This window comes from Actinacidiphila rubida (assembly GCF_900110255.1).
In the GTDB taxonomy this organism is placed as follows: domain Bacteria; phylum Actinomycetota; class Actinomycetes; order Streptomycetales; family Streptomycetaceae; genus Actinacidiphila; species Actinacidiphila rubida.
In genome coordinates, this window is sequence record NZ_FODD01000063.1 from 1 (window position 1) to 14,025 (window position 14,025).

Here is a 14,025-nt window from a genome sequence, read left to right on the forward strand (position 1 = left end):
TCCTCGGAAATGTGCATACGGGTACGTACGCATCCGCACCCGGGGGCCGCGCACATTTCTCTGCGGGGAGCACTTCCTCCCCACCCCCTCCCGCTTACCCACCGTGCGGCGGGGGACATGGGACACGGCCAACGCCCTCCCGCAGACGGGGACCGGCCGGAAGGGGACGATCCGGGTGTGTCCCCGCAGAACTGTGCATCCACCCGCCCAACAGAACGAAAGAACGGCGCACGCACAGTTCGAGGAGACACTCCCGGAGTGGCCCCTGACCCCACCCACGAACCTGCACCGCCAGGGGCGCGAGGAACTGCGCGAGCAACCACGACGAGACCGTCAGACGGCAGCGCGCAGCGCGCGGCACCCCGGATGCCGCAGGGGCGCGGGGAACGGCGCGAGCAACCACGGCGAACCGTGCGACGGCGACGGCGAACAAGGGGCTGGACGAGCCCCGCAGGGGCCGCGGGGAACTGCGCGAGCCCCCGGAGGGGGTCAGGGGGTCCACACGTACGGCGTGGTGGTGGTCACCACCACGAAGCCGAGGCGCCGCAGAATCGGCGCACTGTCGTCGGACGCGTCGACCTGGAGGTACGGCACGGCGCGGCCGGCGGCGAGCCGGGCCCTGGCCGCGACCAGGGCGCGGTAGATGCCGCGGCCGCGCCACGCCGTGAGGGTCGAACCGCCCCACAGCCCCGCGAAGTCGGTGCCCGGCCGGAAGACGATCCAGGCCGCGGACACCGCTTCGCCGCCGGCCTCGGCGAGGAACACCACGACGTCGTCGGGTGCGGCGGCCGCGCGGCCCCGCAGGTCCTCGCCGAGCCAGGCCATGTCCATGTCCCACACGGTGGTGAGCAGGGCGCCGATCGCCGTGAAGTCCGCCGGGTCGGCGGTCCGGCGGATCGTCACGCCGGCCGGGCCGGCGTCGCCCTCGCCGCCGGCCAGTTCGTCCGTCCGCCCGATGAGCACCGTCTCCTGCTCCTCGGCCGCGAAGCCGGCCGCCCGCAGCCGTGCGGGCAGGTCCGCCGGGCGGTCGTGCCCGCGCACCTTCCACTCCACGGCCTCGCCGCGGGCCGCGAAGTAGTCGCGCTGCCGCGCGATCAGGGCGTCGAGCGCGGTGCCCTCCACGCCCAGGTCGGCCGGCGTCTGCACGAACCCGCGGGCCTGGCCCACCGTGCGGATCACCGGCCCGTCCCGCTCGCACTCCACCCCGGGCGCCAGCACCGCCGGCGCGCCCCTGAGCTGCCGGTCGTACGCCGCGCGCAGCGACGCGGCCTCCCCCTGCTCGTCATTCGTCACCCCGCCCACGCTAGGACCCGCCGCAACGGGTTTTCCGCGCCGCGTCACCGCGTGCCCGGCGCGAGCGGCCGATCGCTGTGGGCGAACAGGGCTCCGGGAACACCGGGTGGGCGTGCGGGGTTGAGCCGGGTGTACTCAATTTGCTTGCTTAGGGAGAGATCATGGCCTCTGAGCCCGGCACCCCCACCCTCACGCTCCCCGTCCTGCCCCTGGACGACGAAGTCGTCCTGCCGGGCATGGTCGTGCCCCTCGACCTCACCGACACCGAGGTGCGCGCCGCCGTCGAGGCGGCCCAGGCCGCCGCGAACCGCGGGAGCGGGTCGGGAAAGCCCCGGGTGCTCCTCGTCCCGCGCGTGGACGGGAAGTATGCCGCGGTCGGCACGCTCGGCACCGTCGAGCAGGTCGGCCGGCTGTCCGACGGCGATCCTGGAGCCGTCATCCGCGGGCGCGCCCGCGTCCGTATCGGCGCCGGCACCACCGGGCCCGGCGCGGCCCTGTGGGTCGAGGGCACCTCGATCGAGGAGCCCGTACCCGCCGAGTCGCCCGGCACCGTCGCCGAGCTGATGAAGGAGTACAAGGCACTGGCCACCAGCTGGCTGCGCAAGCGCGGCGCCTGGCAGGTCGTGGACCGCGTCCAGCAGATCGAGGACGTGAGCCAGCTCGCCGACAACTCCGGCTATTCACCGTTCCTGACCACCGAACAGCGCGTCGAGCTGCTGGAGACCGCCGATCCGGTGGTCCGGCTGAAGCTGGCCACCCAGTGGCTGCGCGACCACCTCGCGGAGCAGGACGTCGCGGAGACCATCCGCAAGGACGTCCAGGAGGGCATGGAGAAGCAGCAGCGGGAGTTCCTGCTGCGGCAGCAGCTGGAGGCCGTCCGCAAGGAGCTGGCCGAGCTGAACGGCGACCCGGAGAACGAGAGCGACGACTACCGCGCCCGCGTCGAGGCCGCCGACCTGCCGGAGACCGTGCGCGAGGCGGCCCTGAAGGAGGTCGAGAAGCTGGAGCGGTCCACCGACGCCTCGCCCGAGGGCAGCTGGATCCGCACCTGGCTCGACACCGTCCTCGAACTGCCGTGGAACACCACCACGCAGGACACGTACGACGTGTCCGGCGCGCGGGCGGTGCTCGACGCCGACCACGCCGGTCTGAACGACGTCAAGGAGCGCATCACCGAGTACCTGGCGGTGCGCAAGCGCCGGGCCGACCGCGGCCTGGGTGTGGTCGGCGGCCGTCGTGGCGGCGCGGTGCTGGCACTGGTCGGCCCGCCCGGGGTCGGCAAGACCTCGCTGGGCGAGTCCGTGGCCCGCGCGATGGGCCGCAAGTTCGTCCGCGTCGCCCTGGGCGGCGTGCGCGACGAGGCGGAGATCCGCGGCCACCGCAGGACGTACGTGGGCGCGCTGCCCGGCCGGATCGTCCGGGCGATCAAGGAGGCCGGGTCGATGAACCCGGTGGTGCTGCTCGACGAGATCGACAAGGTCGGCTCGGACTACCGGGGCGATCCGGCGGCCGCGCTGCTGGAGGTCCTGGACCCGGCGCAGAACCACACCTTCCGCGACCACTACCTGGAGGTCGAACTCGACCTGTCGGACGTGGTGTTCCTCGCCACGGCCAACGTCCTGGAGGCCATCCCTGAGCCGCTGCTCGACCGCATGGAGCTGGTCAGGCTCGACGGCTACACCGAGGACGAGAAGGTCGTCATCGCCCGGGACCACCTGCTCCCGCGCCAGCTGGAGCGGGCCGGCCTGGACGGCGACGAGGTCGCTCTGTCCGAGGAGGCGCTGCGCAAGCTCGCCGGGGAGTACACCCGGGAGGCCGGCGTGCGCACCCTGGAGCGGACGGTCGCCCGCATCCTGCGGAAGATCGCGGCACGGCACGAACTGGGCGACCAGGAACTGCCGTTCACGGTCGGCGGGGACGACCTGCGCGGACTGATCGGCCGGCCGCACCACGTGCCGGAGTCCGCTCAGGACCCGGCGGAGCGGCGGACCGCGGTGCCCGGCGTGGCCACCGGCCTGGCCGTCACCGGCGCGGGCGGCGACGTGCTCTACATCGAGGCGTCGCTGGCCGACCCGGAGACCGGCGGGGCGGGCCTGCAGCTCACCGGCCAGCTGGGCGACGTGATGAAGGAGTCCGCGCAGATCGCGCTGTCCTTCCTGCGCTCGCACGGCGCCGAACTGGAGCTGCCGGTCGGCGACCTGAAGGACCGCGGCGTCCACCTGCACGTGCCGGCGGGCGCGGTGCCGAAGGACGGCCCGAGCGCGGGCGTCACGATGACGACGGCGCTGGCGTCGCTGCTGTCCGGGCAGCGGGTCCGCACGGACGTCGCCATGACCGGCGAGGTCTCGCTGACGGGCCGGGTGCTGCCGATCGGCGGGGTCAAGCAGAAGCTGCTGGCCGCACACCGGGCGGGCATCACCACGGTGGTGATCCCGAAGCGCAACGAGCCGGACCTGGACGACGTCCCGGCGGAGATCCTCGAAGCCCTTGAGGTGCACCCCGTCTCCGACGTCCGCCACGTCCTGAAGCTGGCGCTCGAGCCGGCCGAGACGGCGACGCCGTCGGTCCCGGTCGCCGCCTGACCCGCACCGCGGTGTGAACGAACCCCCCAAGGCCCTGCCTTGGGGGGTTCGCCGTTCCCGCATGCCGGGTCAGCCGGTGGCGAGGGCCTTCAGGCGGGTCGTGTCGCCGTTGAAGTAGTCCTGGTCACCGGGGAAGGTGCCGGAGTCGGCGTACTGCCAGAACGTGTAGTACGTGTACCCCGCCGGCAGCGTCCCGGCGCTGCTCGCGTACTTGGCGATCCAGAACGGGCTGGTCGCGGCGAAGCCCGAGTTGTTGCCGGTGCAGGTCGACCACCAGTCGTAGGTCGAGTAGATCACCGGGTACGTGCCCTCCTTGGCGTGGTACTCGTTGGCGAACGCGTGGATCCAGCTGACCATGCTCGCCTGGCTCAGGCCGTAGCAGGTCGTGCCGTACGGGTTGTACTCGATGTCCAGCGCGCCCGGCAGCGTCTTGCCGTCCGAGGACCAGCCGCCACCGTGCGCGATGAAGTAGTCCGCCTGCGTGGCGCCGCCGGAGGTGTCGGGCGTCGCGAAGTGGTACGAGCCGCGGATCATGCCCACGTTGTACGAGCCGTTGTACTGCTGCGCGAAGTACGGGTTGGTGTACGAGGTGCTCTCGGTCGCCTTGATGTAGGCGAACTTCGCGCCGTTGGCCCAGGCCGTCGACCAGGCGACGTTGCCCTGGTAGCTGGAGACGTCCATGCCGGGCGTCTGCGCCACCAGCGGGGTGACGGTGGTCGTGGCGGAGCCCGACCCCTCGTGGGCGCGGACGGTGGAGCCCATCCAGTCGAGTTCGGGGTGGGAGACGTGCCCCTTGGCCGCGGCGTGCGCGGTTCCGGGCGCGCCCATCAGCAGGGCGAGCAGGGCGACGAAGAGACCGGCCAGCACGGCGACTCTGGTCCGGGCCGAGCCTGTGCGGTGCACGACGGAGAAGACTCCGTGGGACATGCGTCCTCCAGGGTGGGTGGGCTCTGGGGGTGACTCGGCATGACCATTTGGGATGGTCATGACAGGCAGACGGTAGGGGTGGGCGGGGCGCGGCGAAAGGCCCCCTGAAACCGCCTTTGGTCTACGCCTGCGAAATACTTGACGTGCTGCGAGAACCTCCCCCCATGAAGAAAACTTTCGTGCACTGAAAGCGGGAACACTGTGAGCGAAGCGACCGACAGCGCGCGGGACTTGACGACGGACGCGCTGGAGCGGGAGATCACCGTCCTGCTGCGCCGGGCGCGCGCGGCCTCCGGCGAGCTGGCGCGCGCGGTCCACCCCGAGCTGGAGTCCTCCGCGTACGGCCTCCTGGTGCGGCTGGCCGAGGCGGAGCCGGAGCGGGCCACCGACCTGGCGGCGTACTTCGGCGTCGGCAAGGCCACGATGAGCCGCCAGCTGCGCGCCCTGGAGGACCTGGGGCTGGTCGCCAGGGAGCCGGACCCGGCGGACGGCCGGGCGTTCCTGGTGCGGCTCACCGACGAGGGCCGCGAACGCTTCTCGCGGGTGCGCAGCGCCCGCCGCGAGCGGTACCTGCGGCAGCTCACCGCCTGGGACCGCACCGAGGTCGCCGAACTGGCCCGGCTGCTGCACAAGCTCAACGACCTTCAACTGGGCGACAGCCAGCCGTAGGTGCTGTCCTCGGCGTTCCCGCGTGTCCCCGCGCCGCCGGCCGCCCCGCCCGCGGCTACAGCTCGACCAGCACCGCGGTGGCGTCGTCGTACGGCTTGCCGCGCGGGAACGCCTCGCCCAGCGGATCGGCGTCCTCCAGCGACCTGACCCGTGCGATCAGCGCCTCGGGGCCGGCCTTGCGCAGCAGCGCGAAGGTGCTCTCCCAGTCGTCCGCGCCGAACACCTCCACGGCGCGGGCCGCGCCGTCGGTCAGGGCGGCCAGTGCGCGCACGTCCGCGCGCGGCGTCCGGCCGGTGACCGCGCGCCCGCTGACCCCCGGGTCGGCGGCCGCCGTGAAGAAGCCGCCCTCCAGGTTGCGCAGCGGCGCGACCCGGCGGCCCTCGGCCCGCAGCCGGTCGATCCGGTCGTCCAGCACCGCCCGCACCCCGCCGCCGGCCGCCTCCAGCAGCAGTGCCGAGTCGGAGAGGACCAGGTGCTCGACCTCGTCGTCGTCCCAGCGCACGGCGACCACCGTGGCCTGCGGCGTCAGCGGGTGAGAAAGATCACAGGTGTCGCGATGGGCGTCCGCCGTACGGGAGATCGCGGCGGACAGACAGGCGGTAAGCGCCAGGTCCCGCCGTGAAACGGACAGTTCGAGGAGGGCGCCGCCCAGCCGGGCGGTGAACCAGGGCACCGAGTGGCGGCAACCGCCGTTGCCCGGCGGCGGCGTGACGCCGTCCAGCAGCACCAGGGCGCCGCCCGCGCCGGACGCCGGGAGGGCCACCGACACGAAGTCCTCGTTGAGGACGTCCCGCTTGCCGGGCCGGCCGGCCGTCTCGATGCGCATGCGGCCAGTGTGCAGGACGGACCGCCGGGGCCGGGGTACGCCCCCGGCCCGCCCGGCGGCGTGACCCTGCGGCCGGGCATTGGTACGGACCGTGGGGCGCCGGGGTGCGGCCGGGCATCCTGCCAAAGCCCGCGCCCGGGCGCCAGCGTTGCACCGGGGCAGCGGAACGAGGGGTTCCCGGGTGACACTGGACGGTCAACTCGGGCGTGCGATTCACTCGTTCGAGTGTCCGGTGGAGGGACGCCTGGCCCCTCTCCCGTCAAGGCTGCAAGGGTCGGAAGGACTTCTGCATATTCCCGGGGGACAACCGGCTGCCCCGGGACCGGGCGACTACGTGATTGCGAGCACCGACAGTGCGTGAACGACGTCACCCGCGCCGCGAGCAGCGGGCCAGGCAGCGCATGCTCGCCGCGCTGCTGCTGTGTGCGGCCACCGTGACGGCCGCGGCGACCCCGGGGATCGCCCTCGCGGTCGGCGACCTGTCCGACGCCGGCCGGCGCGCCGACATGGCCGCGCTCGCCACCCGCGCCACCGTCCTCGCCCAGTCGCTCGCCGACGAGCGCGACACCCTCGCGGTGTTCGCCGCCGCCGGCCGTCCGGCCGCGCACGGGCCCGGACTGACCGCCGGCGACCGCGAGCGCGCCGACCGCGAGGTCCGCGACGTCACCACCGACGCCCCCGCCGCGGTGCGCACCGCGCTCGCCGGGCTGTCCGGGGTGCGCGACGGCGCGCTGACCGGACGCGGCGACGCCCGGAGCGTCGTCACCGCCTACCAGCCGCTGATCGACGCCCTCGGCCAGGTCTCCGGACCGTCCACCGCGCCCCTGGGACGGGCTGTGGACGCCGCGTCGGCCCAGCGGGCGCTCCTGGTCTCGGCGCTCACCGCGGGCGGCCCCCAGCCGGCCCTGGTGGCCGCGGCGCAGACCGCCCGGCTCCAGGAGCAGGCGGCGCTGGCCGAGTTCCGCGCCACCGCCCCCGCCGCGTTGCGCGGCCGCTACGACCGGACGGTCTCCGGGCCGGACGCCGACCGGGCCGACCACGACCTGGGCGTGCTGCTCGGCAGCACCGAACTCACCCCCGCCGGACGGTCCCTGGGCGCGCCCGGCGTCGACTCTGCGCTGTCCGCCCGGCTGAGCCTGATGCGCAGTGTCGAGGCGTCCGCGGCCACCGACGAGGCGCACGCCGCGGCCGGCCACCGCCGCCACCAGGTCACCGTGCTGGAACTGCGGATCGCGCTCGCCGCACTGTGCCTGCTGCTGGTCGTCGGGGTGCTGGTCAACCTCTTCCGCAGCATCACCCGGCCGCTCGCCGCGCTCCACCGCTGGGCCCGCTCGGACCCGGAGGGCGGCGAGGGCGCCAAGGCGCTCGGCAACGACGAGTTCGCCGCCGTCGCCCGCCGGATCAACGCCCTCACGCAGGAGGCGCAGGCGCTGCGCGGCCGCTCCCAGGAGCTCACCGCCGAGCGCGCCGCCGCGACCGAGGCCGGCACGGCGCTCGCCGCCGAACGCGAGGGCCTGCTGCGCACCCAGCAGGACCTGCTGCGCAGCCGGGAGGAACTGGCCGGCCGGCTCACCGCGGCCGCGGCGCGCACCGCCGCGCAGGTCATGTTCGTCAACCTGTCGCTGCGCACACTCGGTCTGGTCGAGCGCCAACTCGCCCTCATCGAGGGCATGGAGGACCAGGAGCAGGACCCGGACCGGCTGGAGGGCCTGTTCAGGCTGGACCACCTGGCCACCCGGATGCGCCGCAACAGCGAGAACCTGCTGGTCCTCACCGGCACCGAGCACGCGCACGGCGCCACCGCCCGCCCGGTCGCGCTGATCGACGTGGCCCGCGCCGCGGTCTCCGAGATCGAGCGGTACGAGCGGGTGCGCATCGACAGCGTCCCGGACGCCAAGGTGGCCGGGCGGGCCGCCGACGACGTCGGCCACCTCGTCGCCGAACTCCTCGACAACGCCACCGCGTTCTCCGACCCGGCCGCCGACATCCGCCTGTCCGGCTGGCTGATGGAGACCGGCGAGGTGATGCTCTCCGTCTCGGACACCGGCATCGGTATCCCCGCCACGCGGCTCGACGCGCTGAACGACCTGCTGGCCGACCCCGACCCGGCGCCGCCCGGCGCGGCCACCGGCATGGGCCTGTACGTGGTGGCCCGGCTGGCCCACCGGCACGGCGTGCGCGTCCAGTTGCGGCCGCACGCGCGGGGCGGCACCGCGGCCGTGGTGGTCCTGCCGCAGCTGCTGCTGCCGCTGCTCGACCCGCAGGCGCCCCCGGTGACGCCGGTCACGCCGCTCACGTTCTCCGAGGCGGACTCCCTCGGCGACGGGCTTCCGCTGGCGTCCGCGCCGTACCCCGAGCCCGCGCCGCCCGCTCGCGGGTCCGCGGCCGCCGCGCTGTCCGGCTTCCCGGGCCCGCGCGCCGCGGAGTCCCTGCCCGGCCACGAGCACGTGCGCGCCCCGCACGAGCCGCACGCGGGCCGCCCGGCCCCGGCCCCCCGCGCGGACGAGCCCGCGCCGCCCGCCGACGTCCCGCCGGGCCAGGGCCCCGGGACGGGCGCCGGGTCCGGCGACGTCGCGCGGGGCGCGGTGCTCCCGGGTGCCCTGCCGCCGGCCGGCGCACCGGTGCCGTCGGGCCCCACTCCCACTCCCACCCCCGGCCGCCCGCCGCTGCCCAGCCGCCGGGCGGCGACCGCCGCCGCGGACGCGGCGCCGGCGGACGCGTTCGGCCACGCCCCCACCGTCTCCGGCACGGCTCCTGACGCCGTGTCGCCGCCCGCCCCCGCCTCGGCCGCCCCGCCTGCCCCGCCCGCTTCCGCCCCGCCCGCCGCCGACGGTTCCGTGACGGCCATGGGGCTGCCGCAGCGCGTTCCGCGCACCACCGGGTGGACGGGCGGCCCGGAGGCCGGAGCGCCCGGAGCGGCGCCCGATCCCAGGGCAAGCGGCCCGGTCGACGCGGACCGGTTGCGCCGGCGGCTCGGCGGCCTGCAACAGGGGCTGCAGGCAGGGCGCGAGGAGGCCGAGCGGGAGACCGAACGGGGCACCGGTGCAACCGTGCCGCGCTCCGGTCCGTCCCCTCACCCAGGGGGCCTGGGGGAAGGCGCGGGAGCCGTGGACGGCACGGAAGGCACTGAAGGCACGGATGGCGTGGAAAGCCCAGCTGCAACCGAGGAGGCGACGCGTTGAACGCGGTCCGCACGCACACCGGCACCGGACTGGACCCGAAGCCGGGTCAGGTCCCGGAGCCCGAGCAGGGCCCCCAGCCCACCGGGCTCAGCCTCGAGGCCCGCAACCTGCAGTGGCTGCTGCAGAACCTCATCCACGAGGTCCCGGGCGCCCGTTCGGTCGTCGTGGTCTCCTCCGACGGCCTCCTGCTGCTCGGTTCGCAGCCCGGACCCGCGCCCACCGTGCCCGGCACGGCCGAGGCCGGCTCGCGGCCGGGCGGGGCCCGCATGGACCTGGCCGCCGTGGTGTCCGGCCTGTCCTCGCTGACCGACGGCGCGGCCCGGCTGATGGACGGCGGCCGGGTGCGGCAGACCACGGTGGCCATGGACGACGGCATGCTGGTGGTGATGGCGATCAGCGACGGTTCACTGCTGGGCCTGCACGCCACCGCCGAGTCCGACATGAGCGTCGTGGCCTACCACATGGCCCTGTTCGTGGGCCGGGCCGGCCACGTGCTGACCCCGGCACTGCGCGGCGAACTCAGCCAGGCCATGGAGAGTGGCCGCTGATGGGTGCCCTTCCGCACCGCGGGAACGACCGCAGGACGTCCCGCGTCCGCCCCTACGCGCTCACCGGCGGACGGACCCGGTTCGGGCACGTGCTGCTGGTCGAGACGTTCGTGGCTACCATCGACGCTCCGGACGAACAGCCGGCCCTGACCAGGGGCGGCTGGACCGAGCGGGTCATGCCGGAGCTGAGCGCGATCGTCGAACTGTGCCGGAGGTTGCGGTCGGTGGCCGAGATCTCCGCGCTGCTGCGGATGCCGCTCGGTGTCGTCCGGGTCCTGATCAGCGACCTGGCCGACCAGGGAAGACTCCGCGTGTACGGCACCGGGCACGAGCCCGGCAGCCCCGACCGCGCACTGCTCGAAAGGGTGCTCAGTGGACTTCGCAGGCTTTGACCGGCAGGAGGGCCTGCAGGAGTGGCAGTCCGTGCGTGACACGGCGCCGGTCTCCACCAAGATCGTCGTCGCGGGCGGCTTCGGCGTGGGCAAGACCACGTTCGTCGGCGCCGTGTCGGAGATCACCCCGCTGACCACCGAAGCGGTCATGACGCAGGCCAGCGAGGCACTGGACGACCTGGGATCGACCCCCGACAAGACGACCACCACGGTCGCCATGGACTTCGGCCGCATCACCCTCGAACGCGACCTGGTGCTCTACGTGTTCGGCACGCCCGGCCAGCAGCGGTTCTGGTTCATGTGGGACGACCTGGTGCGCGGCGCGATCGGCGCGGTCGTGCTCGCCGACACCCGGCGGCTGGCCGACTGCTTCCCGGCGCTGGACTACTTCGAGGGCACCGGTCTGCCCTACACCGTCGCGGTCAACCAGTTCGAGGGCACCATCGCGTACACGCCGGACGACGTGCGGGAGGCCCTCGCGGTGCCGTCGCACATCCCGGTGATGGTCATCGACGCCCGCAAGCGTCACTCGGTGATCGACGCGCTGCTCGCCCTCGTCACGCACGCGTTGACCGAACAGCCCCTGTAGCCACGGCGGTTGGGCGATAGGTTGGGGTGCCCTCCGCTGGGCGCCCGCCCGGTCACCCTCACGTACCGCCAGATAGCGAGCCCCCGTGCGCAAGATCCTCATCGTCGGAGCCGGTCAGGCCGGCCTCCAACTCGCCCTGGGGCTCCAGGCCCAGGGGTACGACGTGACCGTCGTCAGCAACCGCACCGCGGACGAGATACGCAGCGGTCGCGTGACGTCCACCCAGTGCATGTTCGGCACGGCACTGCGGCACGAGCGCGACCTGGGGCTGGACTTCTGGGAGGACCAGGCGCCGGCCATCCGGGGCCTGGGCCTCTCGCTGTCCGTTCCGCCCGGCGACGGCACCGGCGGCAGGGCCCCCTACCGCCGCGGCGCCGACTGGCTGGGCCGGCTGCGCACCACCGCGCGGTCCGTCGACCAGCGCGTGAAGATGGCCGCCTGGCTGGAGACGTTCGCCGAGCGCGGCGGGAAGGTCGTCGTGCACGGCGCCGCCGTCTCCGACCTCGACTACTTCTCCCTCACCTACGACCTGGTGGTGGTCGCGGCCGGCCGCGGCGACGTGGTCTCCATGTTCCGCCGGGACGCGGTCCGTTCGCCGTTCCGCAACCCGCAGCGGACGCTGGCCGTCGCCTACGTCCACGGCCTCGGGCCGCGGCCCGAGCACCCGGACGTGCCCGCCGTGCGGTGCAACCTCGTGCCCGGCGTGGGGGAGTTGATCGTGATCCCCGCCCTGACCACCACCGGACCCTGCGACATCCTGTTCTGGGAGGGCGTCCCGGGCGGCCCGCTGGACGTCTTCGCCGGCGTCAAGGATCCGGCGGCGGTGCTGCGGCTCACCCTGGACCTGATGCGCCGGTTCACGCCCTGGGAGTACGAGCGGGCGGCGGGCGTGGAGTTGACGGACGCCGGTGGCACCCTCACCGGCCGGCTCACGCCGACGGTCCGCGAACCGGTCGCCCAACTGCCCTCCGGCGGGCTGGTGCTGGGCGCGGCCGACGTCGTCGTCGCCAACGACCCGGTCACCGGACAGGGTTCGAACAACGCGGCCAAGTGCGCCGCGGTGTACCTGGAGAGCATCCTGGCGCACGGCGACGAGCCGTTCGACGCGGCGTGGATGCGGGCCGTGTTCGACCGGTTCTGGTCCGTGGCCGAGCCCGTCACCCGGTGGACGAACGCGATGCTCGCGCCGCCGCCGGCCCATGTGCTCGACCTGCTCGGAGCGGGCGCCGCCCACCCGGAGGTCGCCGACCGGATCGCCAACGGCTTCGACGACCCGGCGGACTTCGCGGAGTGGTTCTACGAGCCGGAGCAGGCCGGCGTGTTCCTCGCCGAGGCCGCTGCCGCGCGTTAGCGGGCGGACCTGCCCGACGGGTTCGCGGACGGGTTCCCCGCCGGGCCGCCGGTCGGGCCGCCGGTCGGGTTCCCGGCCGGGTTTCCGGACGCGCCGAGCGGGGTCGGGGCCTCGGCGCCGGGCGGGACGGGGCGCGGCGTGTAGGGCTGCACCGGCAGCCGGCCGAGATCGGGGCGGACCGCGCCGAGGATCGGGTTCGCCGCGATCGGGGAGACCTTGACCACCGAACCGGGCCGGGGCGCCTGGATGACCAGGCCGTTGCCGATGTACAGGGCCACGTGGGTGGCGCCCGAGAAGTAGATCACCAGGTCGCCGGGGCGCAGCAGTTCCAGGGGGACGCGCGGCAGCTTCGCCCACTGCTGCTGGCTGGTCCGCGGGATCGCCACACCGGCGTGCGCCCAGGCCTGCGACGTCAGTCCCGAGCAGTCGTAGGTCTGCGGCCCCTGGGCGCCCCACTCGTAGGGCTTGCCGAGCTGCTGGAACGCGAAGCCGATGGCGCGGTCGCCGACCGGGGAGGGGGCGCGCAGGGCCGGGTCGTCGCCCAGGGCCTTGGAGTCCATGAAGTCCTGCTGCGCCTGGTCGGCGCCGCGCTGCTCCAGCGTCTGCAGCTCGCCGATCTGGGCGCCGGTCAGCCCCGCGAGCGTCGCCTCGACCTGGTGCAGGCCACTCTCGACCTGCGCCTTCTTCGTCGCCTGCTCGTCCTGGGCCTTCTGCGCCCGGTCCAGCGCCTGCTGCGCCTGCGTGTTGAGGTCGTTCAGGCGCGTCACACCGCTGGTCAGGTCGCCCAGCACGTCGCGCTGGTGGCCGGCCGCCCGGTCCAGCACGTGGGCGCGGCCGAAGAAGTCCTGCGGGGTCTCGCCGGTGAGCATCGACAGGTACGGCGACACCCCGCCGTCCTGGTACATCTGGCGGGCCATCAGCCCGATCTGGGCGCGGCTGTCGGACACGGCGACCTTCTGGTCGGCCAGCTGCCGGTCGATGGTCTCGGCCTTGGCCCGCTGCTGGTCGGCCACCTGCTTGGCCTGGTTGTACGACTCCGTGGCGGACTCCGTCTGCAGGTAGAGGGACTGCAACCGGGAGAGCATGGCCGGCAGGTTCACGGTCGAGGGGTCCACGGCGGCGGCGTCGGGCGCGCCCGCCGCGGCCGGGGTGTCCGGTGCGGCGGGTGCGGCGGGTGCGGCGGGTGCGGCGGGTGCCGCGGGCGCGACGGCCGGCGCGGAGGGTGGCGCCGGGTCGAAGGGCCGCGCGGCGGCGGCCGGGGAGGCCGCGGGCAGGGAGAGCGCGGCGGCCGCGAGCAGCGCGCCGCACAGCGCCGCGCACCGCAGCCGGGCCTGGCGGCTCCACCCCGACGGCCGCGCGGCGGTCCGTACCGGGGCCGTTCCGTCGTCCACGCGTGGCGCGTTCGCCGATCCTGCCGCGTTCGCCGCGTTCGTCGCCTCCACCGGGCCCGCCGCGTCCGTCGCCTCGGCCCTCACGAGGGTCCCGTCCGTCCCCGTCTCCGCCTCCGTCCCCGCGAGCGCGTGCGCGGGCTCCGTCCTCGTCCACCCGTTGGTCCGACGAGTCACTGACATCCCCTCATTTCCGTACCCGCGAGTAACAGCCGTGCGGTCAGGATGATGTCATAGTTAGTCATATATTGGACAGGGGGAATAGGCGATTCCGCCCA

Annotated in this window: 11 protein-coding genes; 7 read left to right on the forward strand and 4 right to left on the reverse strand. The window is 74.4% G+C overall.

Annotation, left to right across the window (positions count from 1 at the left end):
• Window positions 1-489: 489 nt before the first annotated feature.
• Window positions 490-1,293 (reverse strand): GNAT family N-acetyltransferase, encoded by an 804-nt coding sequence (locus BMW99_RS36075; RefSeq protein WP_069463888.1) that lies wholly within the window; start codon window positions 1,291-1,293, stop codon window positions 490-492.
• Between the two features lie 161 nt (window positions 1,294-1,454).
• Here BMW99_RS36075 and lon point away from each other — a divergent pair, with 161 nt between their 5' ends.
• Complete coding sequence (lon, locus tag BMW99_RS36080) at window positions 1,455-3,875, forward strand: endopeptidase La (protein WP_069463889.1); 2,421 nt, start codon at window positions 1,455-1,457, stop codon at window positions 3,873-3,875.
• Window positions 3,876-3,944: 69 nt separating this feature from the next.
• Here the strand turns inward: lon and BMW99_RS36085 are convergent, their stop codons facing one another.
• A complete protein-coding gene (locus tag BMW99_RS36085; RefSeq protein WP_075018272.1) occupies window positions 3,945-4,802 on the reverse strand; it encodes a lysozyme in 858 nt (285 codons plus the stop codon).
• 201 nt (window positions 4,803-5,003) lie between these two features.
• Here BMW99_RS36085 and BMW99_RS36090 point away from each other — a divergent pair, with 201 nt between their 5' ends.
• A complete protein-coding gene (locus tag BMW99_RS36090) occupies window positions 5,004-5,471 on the forward strand; it encodes a MarR family winged helix-turn-helix transcriptional regulator (RefSeq protein WP_069466062.1) in 468 nt (155 codons plus the stop codon).
• 55 nt (window positions 5,472-5,526) lie between these two features.
• Here BMW99_RS36090 and BMW99_RS36095 read toward each other — a convergent pair whose 3' ends face one another.
• On the reverse strand, window positions 5,527-6,297 hold the full coding sequence (locus BMW99_RS36095; protein ID WP_069466061.1) for a hypothetical protein: 771 nt from the start codon (window positions 6,295-6,297) through the stop codon (window positions 5,527-5,529).
• 353 nt (window positions 6,298-6,650) lie between these two features.
• On the opposite strand from BMW99_RS36095, the gene BMW99_RS36100 reads away from it, so the two are divergent.
• The 5 genes from BMW99_RS36100 to BMW99_RS36120 all read left to right on the forward strand — a co-directional run bounded on the left by BMW99_RS36100 (window position 6,651) and on the right by BMW99_RS36120 (window position 12,359).
• Window positions 6,651-9,479 (forward strand): sensor histidine kinase, encoded by a 2,829-nt coding sequence (locus tag BMW99_RS36100; RefSeq protein ID WP_143080600.1) that lies wholly within the window; start codon window positions 6,651-6,653, stop codon window positions 9,477-9,479.
• A 29-nt stretch (window positions 9,480-9,508) separates the two neighbouring features.
• On the forward strand, window positions 9,509-10,027 hold the full coding sequence (locus BMW99_RS36105) for a roadblock/LC7 domain-containing protein (protein ID WP_075018281.1): 519 nt from the start codon (window positions 9,509-9,511) through the stop codon (window positions 10,025-10,027).
• Window positions 10,027-10,419 (forward strand): DUF742 domain-containing protein, encoded by a 393-nt coding sequence (locus tag BMW99_RS36110; RefSeq protein ID WP_069465077.1) that lies wholly within the window; start codon window positions 10,027-10,029, stop codon window positions 10,417-10,419. The genes BMW99_RS36105 and BMW99_RS36110 overlap by 1 nt, the downstream gene beginning before the upstream one ends.
• Entirely contained in the window at window positions 10,400-11,008 is a 609-nt protein-coding gene (locus BMW99_RS36115) for a GTP-binding protein (RefSeq protein ID WP_069465078.1), read from the forward strand. The genes BMW99_RS36110 and BMW99_RS36115 overlap by 20 nt, the downstream gene beginning before the upstream one ends.
• 85 nt (window positions 11,009-11,093) lie before the next feature.
• Entirely contained in the window at window positions 11,094-12,359 is a 1,266-nt protein-coding gene (locus BMW99_RS36120) for a styrene monooxygenase/indole monooxygenase family protein (protein WP_069465079.1), read from the forward strand.
• On the opposite strand, the gene BMW99_RS36125 is transcribed toward BMW99_RS36120, so the two are convergent.
• A complete protein-coding gene (locus tag BMW99_RS36125; protein ID WP_143080601.1) occupies window positions 12,356-13,930 on the reverse strand; it encodes a C40 family peptidase in 1,575 nt (524 codons plus the stop codon). The two genes, BMW99_RS36120 and BMW99_RS36125, sit on opposite strands and share 4 nt — an antisense overlap.
• Window positions 13,931-14,025: the final 95 nt, after the last annotated feature.